Here is a 16,142-nt window from a genome sequence, read left to right as displayed (position 1 = left end):
CCATGGCCAACGCACGCATCCAGGACATCCTGCCGCTGTCGCGGCTTCAGGAAGGCCTGTTCTTCCACGCCCAGTTCGACGCCGAGGGCGTCGACGTGTACTCCTCGCAGCTGACGCTGCACCTGGACGGCCCGCTGGACGCGCAGGCCTTGCAGGCGGCCGGCCTGGCGCTGCTGGAGCGGCACCCGAACCTCAAGGCGGCATTCCGCCAGGCGGATTCGGGCAAGACCGTGCAGCTGATCCCGCGCCAGGTGCGGCTGCCCTGGCAGGAGGTCGACCTCGGCTCGCTGCCGGAGGACGAGCAGGCGGCCGAGGTGGAGCGGCTGGTCGAGCGGGACCGGGCGGCCCGGTTCGACCTGGCGAAGCCGCCGCTGCTGCGCTTCCTGCTGATCCGGCTGGCGGCCGAGCGGCACGTCCTGGTCCTCAACCACCACCACATCCTCTGGGACGGCTGGTCGAACGCCCTGCTGATGGCCGAGCTGTTCACGCTGTACCAGCGCGGCGGCGACGCGAGCGGGCTGCCCCGGGTGGCGCCGTACAAGAGCTACCTGGCCTGGGCGGCGGCGCAGGACCGGGACGCCGCGCGGGCGGCCTGGCAGGACGCGCTGGCGGAGCTGGAGGAGCCGGGCCTGCTCGCCCCGGCGGGCGAGGACCGGGCCCCGGTGCTGCCCGAGCGCCACCAGCTCGACCTGTCCGAGGAGTTGACGCAGGCGCTGAACGCCACGGCGCGGCGCCTGGGCGTCACGGTCAACACGGTGGTCCAGGCCGGGTGGGGGCTGCTCGTCTCGCACCTGACCGGCCGGGACGACGTGGTGTTCGGCGCGACGGTCTCCGGCCGTCCGCCGGAGCTGGCCGGGGTCGAGAAGATGGTCGGCCTGTTCATCAACACCCTGCCCGTGCGGGTGCGCCTGCGCCCGTCCGAGAGCATGGCGGCGCTGCTCACCCGGCTGCAGGGCGAGCAGTCCGCGCTGCTGACGCACCAGCACGTCGGTCTGGCGGAGGTGCAGCGCTGGGCCGGGCTCGGCGAACTCTTCGACACCAACGTGGTGTTCGAGAACTACCCGCTGGACGCCGAGTCGCTGTCGATGGCCGGCTCGGCGATCCGGGTGCGGGCGGCGGAGAGCCGGGAGGCGACGCACTACGCGCTGAACCTGGCGGTCGTGCCGGGCGCCAGGCTGAGCCTGCGGCTGGACCACCGCACCGATCTGTTCGACCGCCCGGCCGCCGCTCGGCTGCTGGACCAACTCGCCTCCCTGCTGGGCGGGTTCGCGGCCGACCCGGACCAGCCGGTGGGCCGGCTGGACGTCCTGGACACCGCCGCACGGGAGTCGGTGCTCACCGGCTGGAACGACACCGCGGCCGAGGTGCCGGGCGCGACCCCGGCGGAGCTGTTCGAGGCCCGGGCGGCGGCTCACCCCGAGGCGACGGCGCTGCTGTTCGACGGCGGCGAGCTGAGCTACGGCGAGCTGAACGCGCGGGCCAACGTGCTCGCCCGGCGGCTGGTGGCCCAGGGCGTGGGCGCGGAGTCCGGTGTGGCGCTGCTGATGCGCCGCTCGGCGGACCTGGTGGTGGCGATCCTGGCGGTGGTGAAGGCCGGCGGCTTCTACGTGCCGCTGGACGCGCGCTACCCGCTGGCGCACCGGCGCCTGATCGTCGGCGAGACGGCCGCCCGCGTCGTCCTCACCGACGCCGCGCTGGCCGGCGAGGCGGCGGAGCTGGACCTGCCGGTGCTGGTCGCCGCCGACCACCAGGACGGCGAGGACCACGGCGACCTGGACCTGCCCTCGGACGGCGACCGCCTGGCCTACGTGATGTACACCTCCGGCTCGACCGGCCGCCCGAAGGGCGTGGCCGCGACGCAGCAGGGCGTGGTGGCGCTGGCGACCGACCGCCGGTTCCGCTCGGGTGCCTACGGGAGGGTGCTGCTGCACGCGCCGTACTCCTTCGACGCCTCCACCGCCGAGCTGTGGGTGCCGCTGCTGGGCGGCGGGCAGCTGGTGGTCGCCCCGGACGGGGTGCTGTCGGCGCAGGAGATGGAGCGGCTGCTCGGCGAGTTCGCGGTGACCGGCGTGTTCGTCACCGCCGGACTGTTCGGGCTGATCGGCGAGGAGCGGCCGGAGTGCTTCCGGGGCGTGCGGGAGATCCTGACCGGCGGTGACGTCGTCTCGCCGACGGCCGTCGCCCGCGTGCTGGCGGTCTGCCCCGGGACCAGCGTGGTGATCGGCTACGGGCCGACCGAGGTCACCATGCTCGCCTCCACCCACACCGTGGCCGGGACCGAGCCGGGGGCGATGCCGATCGGCCGCCCGCTGGACAACACCCGGGTGTACGTACTGGATTCGGCCCTGCGACCGGTCCCGGTCGGGGTCGCGGGCGAGCTGTACGTCGCGGGCATCGGCACCGCGCGCGGCTACCTGGGCCGCCCGGCGCTGAGCGCCGAGCGCTTCGTCGCCGATCCGTACGGCCCGGCGGGCAGCCGGATGTACCGCACCGGCGACGTGGTCCGCTGGCAGCCGGACGGCACCCTAGCGTTCGTCGGCCGGGCGGACGAGCAGGTCAAGATCCGCGGGTTCCGGATCGAGCTGGGCGGGATCGAGAGCGTGCTGGCCGCCCACCCGGCCGTCGCCCGCGCGGTGGTGATCGTGCGCGAGGACCGTCCCGGTGATCGGCGCCTGGTCGGGTACGCCGTACCCGCCGAGCCGGTCGAGGCCGACACGCTGCGCGCCCACCTGGCGGCCACGCTGCCCGAGTACATGGTCCCGTCCGCGATCGTGCTGCTGGACACGCTGCCGCTGACCCCGAACGACAAGGTGGACCGCAAGGCCCTGCCCGCGCCCGACCACGCGCCGGCCGCCCCCGGCCGCGCCGCGCGCACCGCGCGCGAGGAGACCCTCGCCGGCCTGTTCGCCGAGGTCCTGGGCCGCGGGAGCGTCGGGATCGACGAGGGCTTCTTCGAGCTGGGCGGCGACTCGATCACCTCGATCCAGCTGGTCGCCCGCGCCCGCAAGGCCGGACTGGTGCTCAGCGCCAAGGACGTCTTCACCCGGCAGACCGTCGCCGAGCTGGCCGCCGTCGCGCGCAGCGAGCAGAGCGCCGTCGCGGAGGACGGCGACGCCGGTCTCGGCACCGTACCGGCCACCCCGATCATCCGTGCCCTCGCCGAGCGCGGCCCCGTCGCCGACGGGTTCCACCAGGCCATGCTCGTCCACACCCCGGCCGGTCTCGACCCGGACCGGCTCACCGCCGCCCTGCAGACCGTCCTGGACCACCATGACGCGCTGCGCGCCCGGCTGCAGGCCGCCGAGGAGGGCTGGTCGCTGCACGTCCCGCCGCGGGGCGAGGTCAAGGCGGCGAGCCTGCTCACGTGCGTCGACACCGCCGGAGCGGACGACGACCGGCTGCGCGCCACCGTCGCCGCCCAGGCGCGGGCGGCCCGCGCCCGGCTGGAGCCCCGCGCGGGGGTGATGCTCCAGGCCGTCTGGTTCGACGCCGGCTCCGAGGCCTCCGGCCGGCTGCTGGTGATGGTCCACCACCTGGTGGTGGACGGCGTCTCCTGGCGCATCCTGCTGCCCGACCTGGCCGCCGCCTACCAGGGCACCGCACTCCAGCCGACCGGCACCTCGCTGCGCACCTGGGCCACCGCCCTGGTCGCCGAGTCCGACCGCCGCACCACCGAACTCCCGTACTGGCAGTCCGTCCTGGCCGAGGGCGAGCCGCTCTTCGAGAGCCGGCCGGAGCACCGCGGCGGCCGGCTCGAACTCACCCTCCCGGCCGAGACCGCGGGGCCACTGCTCGGCGGCGTCCCGGCCGCGTTCCGGGCCGAGATCAACGACGTCCTGCTGACCGCCCTCGCCCTCGCCGTCAACAAGCAGCGCGGCGAGAGTGGCAGCGTCCTGATCGAGCTCGAAGGCCACGGCCGCGAGGAGTTCACCGAGAACGTCGACCTCTCCCGCACCGTCGGCTGGTTCACCAGCGCGTACCCCGTCCGCCTCGACCCGGCCGCGGACCAGGGCATCCGGGCCCTGAAGGCCGTCAAGGAGCAGCTGCGCGCCCTGCCCGACCGCGGTCTCGGCTACGGCCTGCTGCGCCACCTGAACCCCGGCACCGGCGCCGTCCTCGCCGAACTGCCCGCGCCCCAGCTGGCGTTCAACTACCTCGGCCGCATCGGCACGGGCGCCGCCACCGGCGAGGACTGGACGCCGGCCGCCGAACTCGCCGCCGACGCCACCGAGGCGACGGCTCCCGCGCACCCGCTCGGCGTCAACGCCTGGGCGCAGGACGGCACCCTCACCGCCGCCTGGACCTGGAGCGACGGCCACCTCACCGAGCAGCGGGTACGAGAGCTCGGCGAGCTGTGGTTCGAGGCCCTGGCCACCCTGGTCGACCTCGCACAGCACCCCGACGCCGCCGCGCCGACCCCCTCGGACGTGCCGCTGGCGAACGTCACCCAGGACGAGCTGGAGCGCCTCGCCGCTCGCGGCCCGCTCCTCGACGTCCTCCCGCTCGCACCACTGCAGGAGGGCCTGTACTTCCGGACCCTCTACGACGCCGACGGCATCGACGTCTACACCTCCCAGCTCGCGCTGACCCTGCACGGCCCGCTGGACGCCGGCGCGCTGCGCGCCGCCACCGAGGCGGCCCTCGACCGGCACCCCCATCTGCGCGCCGCCCTGCACCAGCTCGACGACGGCCGAGCCGTCCAGGCGGTCCACGCCGGCACCCGGCTGCCCTGGGCCGAGGTCGACCTCGCCGGCCTCTCCGACGAGGAGCGGGGCACCGCGCTGGAGCGCCTGCGGGCCGAGGACCGGGCCCGCCGCTTCGACCTCGCCCGGCCCCCGCTGCTGCGCGCCACCGTCGCCAAGCTGGCGCAGGACCAGCACGCGTTCGTGCTCACGAACCACCACATCCTGTGGGACGGCTGGTCGATCGGCGTCTTCGTCGGCGAGCTGTTCACCCTGTACCGCGAGGGCACCGACGCCGCCCTGCCCCGGGTCGCCCCCTTCCGCGACTACCTGGCCTGGGCCGCCGCCCAGGACCGCGAAGGCGCCCGGACGACCTGGCAGCACGCGCTGGCCGGGCTGGAGGAGGCGACCCTGCTCGCCCCCACCGACCACGGCCGACAGGCCGTGCTGCCCGAGAAGCTGCGGACCGTGCTCCCGGAGGAGCTCACCGACGCCCTCGCCGCCACCGCCCGCCGCCTCGGCGTCACCCTGAACACCCTGGTCCAGGCCGCCTGGGGCCTGACGCTGGCCCACCTCACCGGCCGCGAGGACATCGTCTTCGGCGCCGTGGTGTCCGGCCGTCCGCCGGAGCTGCCGGGCGTGGAGCGGATGGTCGGCCTGCTCATCAACACCCTCCCGGTCCGGCTGCGGCTCGACCCCGCCGAGCCGCTCGCCCGGCTGGCCACCCGCCTGCGGGAGGAGCAGACCGCCCTGCTCGCCCACCAGCACGTCGGCCTCGCCGACATCCAGCGCTGGACCGGCAGCGGTGAACTCTTCGACACCGCCCTGGCGTTCGAGAACTACCCGCTCGACGCCGAGACCCTCGCCGCCGCCACCCACGAGCTGCGGATCACCGCGGCCGCCGTCCAGGACGCCACCCACTACCCGCTGACCCTGGTCGCCGTCCCGGGTGCCCGGCTCGACCTGCGCCTCGCCTACCGGCCCGACCTGTTCGACCGCGCCGAGGCCGAGCGGATCGCCGCCCGGTTCCGGCGCGCCCTGGAGGCCTTCGCCGCCGACGCCGACCTGCCGACGGCCCGCCTCGACCTGCTCGGCGAGGACGAGCGGGCCGAGCTGATCCGCCCGGCGGACCTCAGCGTCCCGGCGCCGTCCGCCACCCTGCCCGAGCTGTTCCAGCGCGCCGCCGCCCGCTCCCCGGAGTCGGTCGCGCTGGTCTGCGAGGACACCCGGCTCACGTACCGGGAGCTCAACGCCCGCGCCAACCGCCTGGCGCACCGGCTGCTCGCCCACGGCGCCGGCCCGGAGCGGACGGTCGCCCTCGCGCTGCCGCGCTCCGCCGACCTCGTGGTCGCGCTGCTGGCCGTGCTCAAGTCCGGCGCGGCGTACCTGCCGGTCGACCCGGAGTCCCCCGTCGACCGGATCGCGTACATCCTCGCCGACGCCGCACCGACCCTGGTGATCACCCACCGCGAGGTCGCCGAACGCCTGCCCGAGGACTGCGCCGTCCCCCGGCTGCTGCTCGATCAGGCCGACGTCGCCACGGAGTTGGCGGACCGACCGGACACCGACCCCACCGACGCCGACCGGCCGCTGCCGCTGCTGCCCGCCCACCCGGCCTACATCATCTACACCTCCGGCTCCACCGGCCGCCCCAAGGGCGTGGTGATCCCGCACGCGAACGTGGTGCGCCTGTTCGGCTCCACCGAGCACTGGTTCGGGTTCGACGACCAGGACGTCTGGGCGCTGTTCCACTCCTACGCCTTCGACTTCTCGGTCTGGGAGATCTGGGGCCCGCTGCTGCACGGCGGCCGCCTGGTCGTCGTCCCCTACCTGGTGAGCCGCTCGCCCTCCGACGTGCTGGACCTGCTGCTGCGCGAACGCGTGACGGTGCTCAACCAGACACCGTCCGCCTTCTACCAGTTGCTGCAGGCCGAGGAGGACCGCGACACCGGCGCCGTCGCCGCGCTGCGCACGGTGGTCTTCGGCGGCGAGGCGCTCGACCTGGGCCGCCTCGCGGGCTGGTACCGCAGCCACCCGGCCGACGGCCCGCGCCTGGTCAACATGTACGGCATCACCGAGACCACGGTGCACGTCACCCACCGTCCGCTCGACGCCCGGACGGTGACCGGCGCCTCCGGCAGCCTGATCGGCGAGGCGATCCCGGACCTCGGCCTGTACGTCCTGGACGCCGCCCTGCGCCCGGTGCCGCCGGGCGTGGCGGGTGAACTGTACGTCTGCGGCGCGGGTCTGGCGCGCGGCTACGCGGGCCGCCCCGGGCTCACCTCGGAGCGGTTCGTCGCCGACCCGTACGGCCCGCCCGGCACCCGGATGTACCGGACCGGCGACGTGGTCCGCCGCCGGGCGGACGGCGAGCTGGAGTACCTCGGCCGGTCCGACGACCAGGTCAAGATCCGCGGCTTCCGGATCGAACTCGGCGAGATCGAGGCGGCGTTGCTCCGCCTCCCGGGGGTGCGTTCGGCCGCCGTGGTCGTCCGCGAGGACCACCCGGGCGACCAGCGCCTGGCCGGCTACGTCGTCCCCGCGCAGGGTGCGGCCGTCGACCCGGCCGCGCTGCGCGAGCAGCTCGCCGAGGAGCTGCCCGGCTACATGGTCCCGTCCGCCGTGCTGGCGCTGGACGCGCTGCCGCTGACGGGCAACGGCAAGCTGGACCGCCGCGCCCTGCCCGCGCCCGCCCAGGACACCGGCACCCCGGGCGGCCGCGCACCGCGCACCGAGCTGGAGCGGCGGCTCTGCGGCATCTTCGCCGAGCTGCTGGGGCGGGAAGAGGTCGACGTCGACAGCGACTTCTTCACCCTCGGCGGGCACTCTCTGCTGGCCGTCCGGCTGGCCAGCCGGGTCCGTGCCGTACTGGGCGCGGAGCTGCCGATCCGGACGGTCTTCGAGGCGCCCACCGTGGCCGCCCTCGCCGAGCACCTCGGCGCGGGTGCCGCCCCGGGGACTACCCGGCCCGCCGTCCGGCCGATGGCCCGGCCCGACCGGCTGCCGCTGTCCTTCTCCCAGCAGCGCCTGTGGTTCCTCGGCAACCTGGAGGGCCCGAGCGCGACCTACAGCATCCCGCTGGCGGTGCGCCTGTCGGGCGAGCTGGACCGCGAGGCGCTGCGCCTGGCGCTCGGCGACGTCCTCGCCCGCCACGAGGCGCTGCGCACGGTCTTCCCGCAGGGCGCGGACGGCACCCCGTGTCAGCTGGTCCTCGCCCCGCACACCGAGCTGACGGTCGTCGAGGCCGACGAGGACGCGCTGCCCGGCCTGCTCGCCGAGGCGGCCGGCCAGGGCTTCGACCTCGCCCGCGACCTCCCACTGCGCGCGACGCTGTTCGCGCTCGCCGAGCGCGAACACACACTGCTCCTGACGCTGCATCACATCGCCGGTGACGGCTGGTCGATGGGCCCGCTGGCAGCCGATCTGTCGACGGCGTACGCGGCCCGCCGCGACGGCGCCGAGCCCGACTGGGACCCGCTGCCGGTGCAGTACGCCGACTACGCGCTCTGGCAGCGCGAGCTGCTCGGCGAACAGGGCGACCCGGACAGCCTGCTGAACCGCCAGCTCACCTACTGGGCCGAGACGCTGGCCGGCGCCCCCGAGGAGCTGGCGCTCCCGACCGACCGGCCGCGCCCGGCCGTGGCGGGCTACCGGGGCGAGACCCTGGCCTTCGGCACCGACGGCGAGCTGCACCGCGCCCTGGCCGCCATCGCGGCCGAGCACCAGGCGACCCTGTTCATGGTCGTCCGGGCCGCCTTCGCCGTTCTGCTCTCGAAGCTCGGCGCGGGCACCGACATCCCGCTCGGCACCCCGGTCGCCGGCCGGACCGACGAGGCGCTGGACGAGCTGGTCGGCTTCTTCGTCAACACCCTGGTCCTGCGGACCGATCTGTCCGGCGATCCGACCTTCGCCGAGCTGGTCGACCGGGTGCGCGAGGCGGACCTGGCGGCGTACGCGCACCAGGACGTGCCGTTCGAGCACCTGGTCGAGGTGGTCAACCCGACCCGTTCGATGGGCCGCCACCCGCTGGTCCAGACGATGTTCGCCTGGCAGAACACCGCCCAGCCGAGGCTGGACCTGCCGGGGCTCAAGGCCGCGGCGGTCACCACCGGAGCCGTCGCCGCCCGGTTCGACCTCTCGGTCAGCCTCGGCGAGGCGACCGGCCCGGACGGTGCGCCCGCCGGAATCGAGGGCAGCATCGAGTACGCCACCGACCTGTTCGACCGGGCCACGGTGGAGCTGCTCGCCGAGCGCTTCCGTCGCCTGCTCTCGGCGGTCGCCGCGGCGCCGGACACCCGGCTCGGCGGACTCGACCTGCTCGACCAGGAGGAGCGCGAGCGGATCCTCGACACCTGGAACGCCACCGCCGCCGTCGCCGAACCGGCCACCCTGCCCGAGCTGTTCCAGGCCCAGGCCGCCCGCACCCCCCGGGCGACCGCCCTGGTCGCGGGTGAAGTGTCCCTCTCGTACCAGGAGTTGAACGAACGGGCGAACCAGCTGGCCCGCCATCTGGTCAGCCTGGGCATCGGCCCGGAGAGCCGGGTCGCCGTCGCACTGCCGCGCTCCGAGCGGTTCGCCGTCGCCTTCCTCGCCATCGCCAAGGCGGGCGGGGCCTACCTGCCGGTCGACCCGGAGTACCCGGCGGAGCGGATCGGCTACCTGCTCCGGGACGCCCGGCCCGCGCTGCTCCTGACCGACAGCCGGACCGTCCTGCCCGAGCACACCGTCACCACGCTGCTGCTCGACACACCCGAACTGGACCGGCGGCTGCGGACCTCGGCGAACACGGATCCGGCGGACGCCGAGCGCACCGCGCCGCTGCTGCCCGCCCACCCCGCCTACGTCATCTACACCTCCGGCTCCACCGGCCGCCCCAAGGGCGTGGTGGTCCCGCACCACGGCTTGGCGAGCCTCGCGGGCGCGCAGATCGAGCGGTTCGCCGTCCGCCCGGACAGCCGGGTGCTGCAGTTCGCCTCGACCAGCTTCGACGCGGCGGTCTCCGAACTGGCGATGGCCCTGCTCTCCGGTGCCACCGCCGTGCTCGCCCCGGCCGAGCGGCTGGCCCCCGGCGCGCCGCTCACCGAGCTGGTCGCCGAGCAACGGATCACCCACGTCACCCTGCCCCCGGCGGCGCTGGCGGTGCTCGCACCGGACGCCCTGCCGACCGTGACCACCCTGGTCACGGCGGGCGAGGCCTGCCCGCCCGCCCTGGTCGAGCGGTGGTCGGCCGGGCGGCGCATGATCAACGCGTACGGTCCGACCGAGGCCACCGTGTGCGCCACCATGAGCGACCCGCTCTCCGGCGCCGCGACCCCGCCGATCGGCCGCCCGATCCACGGCACCCGCGTGTACGTGCTGGACGGCGCGCTGCGGCCGGTCCCGGCCGGTGTGCCCGGCGAGTTGTACGTGGCGGGCGCGGGTCTGGCACGCGGCTACCTGGGCCGGCCCGCGCTGACCGCCGAGCGGTTCGTGGCGAACCCGTTCGGGGCGCCCGGCTCCCGGCTCTACCGCACCGGCGACCTGGTGCGCTGGACGGCGGACGGGCAGCTCGACTACCTGGGCCGCACCGACGACCAGGTGAAGCTGCGCGGCTTCCGGATCGAGCTCGGCGAGCTGGAGGCGGCGCTGCTGCGCCACCCGGCCGTGCGCCAGGCGGCGGCCGTGGTGCGCGAGGACCGCGTGGGCGACAAGCGCCTGGTCGGTTACGTCGTCCCGGTCGACGCCGAGGGCGGCGGTGCCCTGCCGAGCGCCCTGCGCACGGAGTTGCAGGAGCAGCTGCCGCACTACCTGGTGCCGTCCGCCGTGGTCGTCCTCGACGCCCTGCCGGTGACGCCGAACGGCAAGCTGGACCGGCGGGCGCTGCCCGCGCCGGACTTCGCGGCCGCCGCCTCCGGACGGGAGCCGCGCACCGAGCGGGAGCGGGTGCTCGCCGGGCTGTTCGCCGAACTGCTCGGCCTGGAGCGGGTCGGTGTGGACGACGGGTTCTTCGAGCTGGGCGGTGACTCGATCACCTCGATCCAGCTGGTGGCCCGCGCCCGCCAGGCCGGACTGGTCTTCACCGCCCGGGACGTCTTCACCTGCCAGAGCGTCGCCGAACTCGCCCTGGTCGCCCAGGGCGCGGAAGCGGCCGTCACCGAGGACGCCGACGCGGCCCTCGGCGAGCTGCCGGCCACCCCGATCATGCACTGGCTGCGCGAACTCGGCGGCGGTTCGGACGGGTTCCAGCAGGCGATGCTGCTCCAGGTCCCGGCCGAACTCGACCCGGACCGGCTCACCGGCGCCCTGCAGACCCTGCTCGACCACCACGACGCCCTGCGCGCCCGCCTGGTGGCCACCGGCGACGACTGGTCGCTGCACGTGCCGCCACGCGGCACGGCCCGCGCCTCCAACCTGATCACCTGGGTCGACGCGACCGGCGTCCCTGAGGCGGAGCTTCGCGAACTGGTCGCCCGGGAGGCGCTCGCGGCACAGCACCGCCTGCGGCCGACCGAGGGCGTGCTGGTGCAACTCGTCTGGTTCGACGGCGGATCCGAGGCCCCCGGCCGGCTGCTGGTGATGATCCACCACCTGGTGGTGGACGGCGTCTCCTGGCGCATCCTGCTGCCCGACCTCACCACCGCCTACCAGGGCGGCACCCTCCAGCCCACCGGCACCTCCCTGCGCACCTGGGCCACCGCCCTGGTCGCCGAGGCCGACCGCCGCACCACCGAACTTCCCTACTGGCAGGCCGTCCTGGACGGCGGCGACCAGCTCGTCGGCAGCCGCCCGCTCGACCCGGAGCGGGACACCGTGGCAACCGGCGGCCGGGTCGAGCTGACCCTGCCGCCCGAGATCGCCGAGCCGCTGCTCTCCTCCGTCCCGGCGCTGTTCCACGCCGAGGTCAACGACGTGCTGCTGACCGGCCTCGCGCTCGCCGTCGAGCGCTGGCGGGGCGCCGGCGGCGGCCTGCTGGTGGAGCTGGAGGGCCACGGCCGCGAGGAGTTCGCCGACACCATCGACCTCTCCCGCACCGTCGGCTGGTTCACCGGCATCCACCCCGTCCGGCTCTCCCCCGAGGCGGCCGGCGACTGGGCCGGACCGCGCCTCGGCCGGGCCCTGAAGGCGGTCAAGGAGCAGCTTCGCGCCGTGCCGGACCACGGGCTCGGCTACGGCCTGCTGCGCCACCTCAACCCGCGGACCGGACCGCGGCTGGCCGAACTGGCCACCCCCCAGCTCGGGTTCAACTACCTCGGCCGCTTCGACGCCGGCCGGGCGCAGGCGGGGGCGCAGGCGGCGGCCGACTGGTCGGCCGTTCCGGTCGGCACCCCGTACGGCGGCCTGGATGCCCGCACCCCGCTGGCCCAGGCGCTGAGTGTCAACGCCAGGACGGAGGACCGGGCCGAGGGCCCGAGCCTCGTCGCCGTCTGGTCCTTCGCCACCGGCGTGCTCGCCGAGGCGAAGGTCCGGGAGCTGGGCGAGCTGTGGTTCGCGGCGCTGCGTGCCCTGGTCGCCCACGCGGTGGAGCCCGGCGCGGGTGGGCTCAGCCCGTCCGACGTCCCGCTGACCGGGCTCACCCAGGAGGAGCTGGACGGTCTCGCCGCCGAGCCGCTGGCCGACGTCCTGCCGCCGGCTCCGCTTCAGGAGGGCCTGTACTTCCACTCCCGGTACGACGCCGAGGGCGTGGACGTCTACACCGCGCAGCTCGCGCTGGACCTGTCCGGCCCGCTCGACGCGGACCGGCTGCGGGCCGCCGCCGTGGCCCTGCTGGAACGCCACCCGCACCTGCGGGCGGGCTTCCGGCAGTCGGCCTCGGGTCGCCTGTTCCAGGTGATCCCGCAGGAGGTGCGCCTCCCGTGGACCGAGGCCGACCTGTCCGGGCTGAGCGCCGAGGCGCAGCGCGCGGAGCTCGCCCGGCTGCGGGCGGCGGACCAGGGCCGCCGCTTCGACCTGGCCGAGCCGCCGCTGCTGCGGCTGGCCCTGGCCCGGCTGGCCGAGGACCACCACGTCCTCGTCCTGACGAACCATCACATCCTGTGGGACGGCTGGTCGATCGGCGTGCTGATCGGCGAGCTGCTGGAGCTGTACCGGCAGGGCGGCGGCAGCCTGCCGAAGGCCACCCCGATGCGCGACTACCTCGCCTGGCTGGGCTCCCAGGACCGGGACGCCGCCCGTCAGGCGTGGGAGTCCTCGCTGGCCGGACTGGCGGAAGCCTCCCTGCTCGCGTCGGCAGCGACCGCCGACCGGGCCACCGAGCCGCCGGTGCGACTGCTGGAGCGGCTCCCCGAGGAGCTCACCGAGCAGCTGGGCGCCACCGCCCGCCGCCTGGGCGTCACGGTCAACACGCTGGTCCAGGCGGCCTGGGGCATCACCCTGGCCCACCTGACCGGCCGGCAGGACGTGGTCTTCGGCGCGGTGGTCTCCGGCCGTCCGCCGGAGCTGCCGGGTGTCGAGCGGATGGCCGGTCTGCTGATCAACACCCTCCCCGTGCGGGTCGCACTCGCCCCGGCCGAGCCGCTGGCCGGGCTGCTCGCCCGGCTGCAGGCCGAGCAGTCGGCGCTGCTGGCACACCAGCACGTCGGCCTGGCCGAGCTGAAGCGCTGGACGGGCCTGGGGGAACTCTTCGACACCACCTACGTGTTCGAGAACTATCCGGTGGACACCGCCGCGCTGTCGGCGCCCGGCACCGGGCTGCGGATCACCGGCGCGGACGGCCAGGACGCCACCCACTACCCGGTGACCGTCGCCGCGCTGCCGGGCCCGAGCCTCGGTCTGCGGGTGGACTACCGGCCCGAGCTGGTCGACCACGCTACCGCCGAGCGGATCACGGCCGGGCTGCGCCGGGTGCTGACCGCCGTCGTCGCGGACGCCGACCTCCCGGTCGGACGACTGCCGTTGCTCGACGAGGCGACCGGCCACCGGGTGCTCACCGAGTGGAACGCCACCGCCGACGCCACCGCCGACGCGCCGACCGGCACCCTGCCCGGCCTGTTCGAGGCCCAGGCCGCCCGCACACCGCAGGCAGCCGCCCTGGTCGACGGCGAACTCTCGCTGTCGTACCGCGAATTGAACGACCGGGCCAACCGCCTGGCCCACCGCCTGGTGGCGCTCGGGGTCGGCCGGGAGGACGCCGTGGCGCTGCTGATGGAGCGCTCGGCGGATCTGGTCGTGGCGATCCTCGCGGTGCTCAAGGCGGGCGGCTGCTACGTACCGCTGGACGCCCGCTACCCGTACGCGCACCGCAGGCTGATCCTGGCCGACACCGGCGCCCGGGCGGTGGTCACCGACCGCGCACTGCTGGCCGAGGCCGACATGCTGGGCCTGCCGACCGTCCTGCTCGACGAGGAGCCGGCCGACCCGGACGCCACCGATCTCGAACTGGCCATCGCACCAGACCAGTTGGCGTACGTGATGTACACCTCCGGCTCCACCGGCCGCCCCAAGGGCGTGGCGGTCACCCACCGCGACGTCGCCGAGCTGGCCGCCGACCGGCGCTGGCAGGACGGGGCGCACCGGCGGGTGCTGCTGCACTCCTCGCACGCCTTCGACGCGACCACCTACGAGCTGTGGGTGCCGCTGCTCACGGGCGCCACCGTGGTCGTGGCCCCGGCCGGGGCGCTGACCCCGCAGGAGTACCGGCGGGTGCTGGCCGAGCACCGGGTGACCGCGCTGTGGGCGACGGCCGGTCTGTTCGCACTGATCGCCGAGGAGTGCCCGGAGGCGTTCCGGCCGGTCCGGGCGGTGCTCGCGGGCGGCGACGTCGTGTCCCCCGCCGCCGTCGCCCGGGTGCTGGCGGCCTGCCCGGACACCCGGGTGGTGATCGGCTACGGCCCGACCGAGACCACCACCTTCGCCACCTGCGCCGACCTCGACCAGAGCCGGGTCGGCACCGAGGCGCTGCCGATCGGCCGCCCGCTGGCGGGCACCCGGGTGCTGATCCTGGACGCGGCACTGCGCCCGGTCCCGCCGGGCGTGGTCGGCGAGCTGTACGTCGCGGGGGCCGGCCTGGCACGCGGCTACCTGGGCCGCCCCGCGCTGACCGCCGAGCGGTTCACCGCCGACCCGTACGGCCCGCCCGGCGCGCGGATGTACCGCACCGGCGACCTGGCCCGGTGGAGCCCGGACGGCGAGGTGCTGTTCGCCGGCCGTGCCGACCAGCAGGTCAAGCTGCGCGGCTTCCGGATCGAACCGGGCGAGGTGGAGGCCGCACTGACGGCCCACCCCGCGGTGGCCCTGGCCTGCGCCGTCGTCCGCGAGGACCGCCCGGGTGACCGGCGCCTGGTGGGCTACCTGGTGCCGGCCGACGGCGAGCGGCCCGACCTCGACGTCCTGCGCGAGCAGCTCGCCGAGGACCTGCCCGAGTACCTGGTGCCGAGCACGCTCGTCCGGCTCGACGCGCTGCCGCTGACGCCGAACGGCAAGGTGGACCGGCGCGCCCTCCCGGCCCCGGAGGCCGACCCGCGTCCCGCCGGGCGCGCGCCCGCCGACGCGACCGAGCTGCGGCTGTGCGCCCTGTTCGCCGAGGTGCTCGGCCTGCCCGAGGTCGGCGTCGAGGACGACTTCTTCGACCTCGGCGGCCACTCGCTGCTCGCCACCCGCCTGGTGGGCCGCCTCCGTGCCGCGCTCGGCCGAGAGGTGGGCATCCGCGACCTGTTCGAGGCGCCGACGGTGGCCGCGCTGGCCGAGCGCCTGGGCCGGGGGGACAGCGCCGACCCGTTCGAGGTCCTGCTGCCGCTGCGGCCGGACGGCGACGAGCCTCCGCTGTTCTGCGTGCACCCGGGCTTCGGCATCGGCTGGTCCTTCCGCGGTCTGGCCGAGCACCTTCCGGCCGGTCAGCCGCTCTACGCCCTGCAGGCACGCAGCCTGCGCGAGGCGGAGGGCCTGCCGGAGAGCGTGGAGGAGATGGCCGCCGAGTACGTCGAGCGGATCCGCTCGGTGCAGCCGTCCGGCCCCTACCGCCTGCTCGGCTGGTCCTTCGGCGGGGCGGTGGCCCACGCGGTGGCGACGCTGCTGCAGGAGTCCGGCGAGGACATCGAGTTGCTGGCCGTGCTCGACTGCTATCCGGGCACGGCCGTGGCCCGCCCGGACACCGGCGAGCTGCGCCAGGAGCTGCTGTCCACGCTGCTGCGCACCCTCGGTGTGCCCGTCCCGGACGGGGTGCTGACACCGGACCGAGCGGCCGCGCTGGCGGACGCACCGGCCCTGCTGAGCGGGCGTGAGATCGAGGCGATCGTCGACACCTTCGTCCGGAACACGGTTCTGCTGGACAAGTTCACCCCGAAGACGCTCTCCGGCGATCTCCTGTTCTTCACAGCCGATCATGGTCGGTCCGAGACCGCGCCCACCGCCGAGGTGTGGCGGGGTCACTGCACCGGACGAGTGGTCGACACGGCCGTCGCGTGCACCCACCACGACATGACCCGTCCGTCCGCCCTGGCCACCATCGGCCGGCTGGTGACCGCCGCCCTGCGGCGCGACTGACCA

At 75.4% G+C, this 16,142-nt stretch carries 1 protein-coding gene; it reads left to right on the top strand.

Annotated elements, in window-relative coordinates; translation table 11 throughout:
• The first annotated feature begins 2 nt into the window (after positions 1-2).
• A complete protein-coding gene (locus ACGF12_RS24560) occupies positions 3-16,139 on the top strand; it encodes an amino acid adenylation domain-containing protein (protein ID WP_393033908.1) in 16,137 nt (5,378 codons plus the stop codon).
• The last annotated feature ends 3 nt before the right edge of the window (positions 16,140-16,142 follow it).

Origin of the sequence: Kitasatospora sp. NPDC048296, from assembly GCF_043201815.1 — a bacterium.
Taxonomy (GTDB): Bacteria; Actinomycetota; Actinomycetes; order Streptomycetales; family Streptomycetaceae; genus Kitasatospora.
This window is presented reverse-complemented; position numbering and strand designations above follow the sequence as displayed.

Excerpts from the sequence above, each read along its gene's own strand:
- ACGF12_RS24560 (WP_393033908.1), top strand. The coding sequence starts at position 3 with ATGGCCAACGCACGCATCCAGGACATCCTGCCGCTGTCGCGGCTTCAG.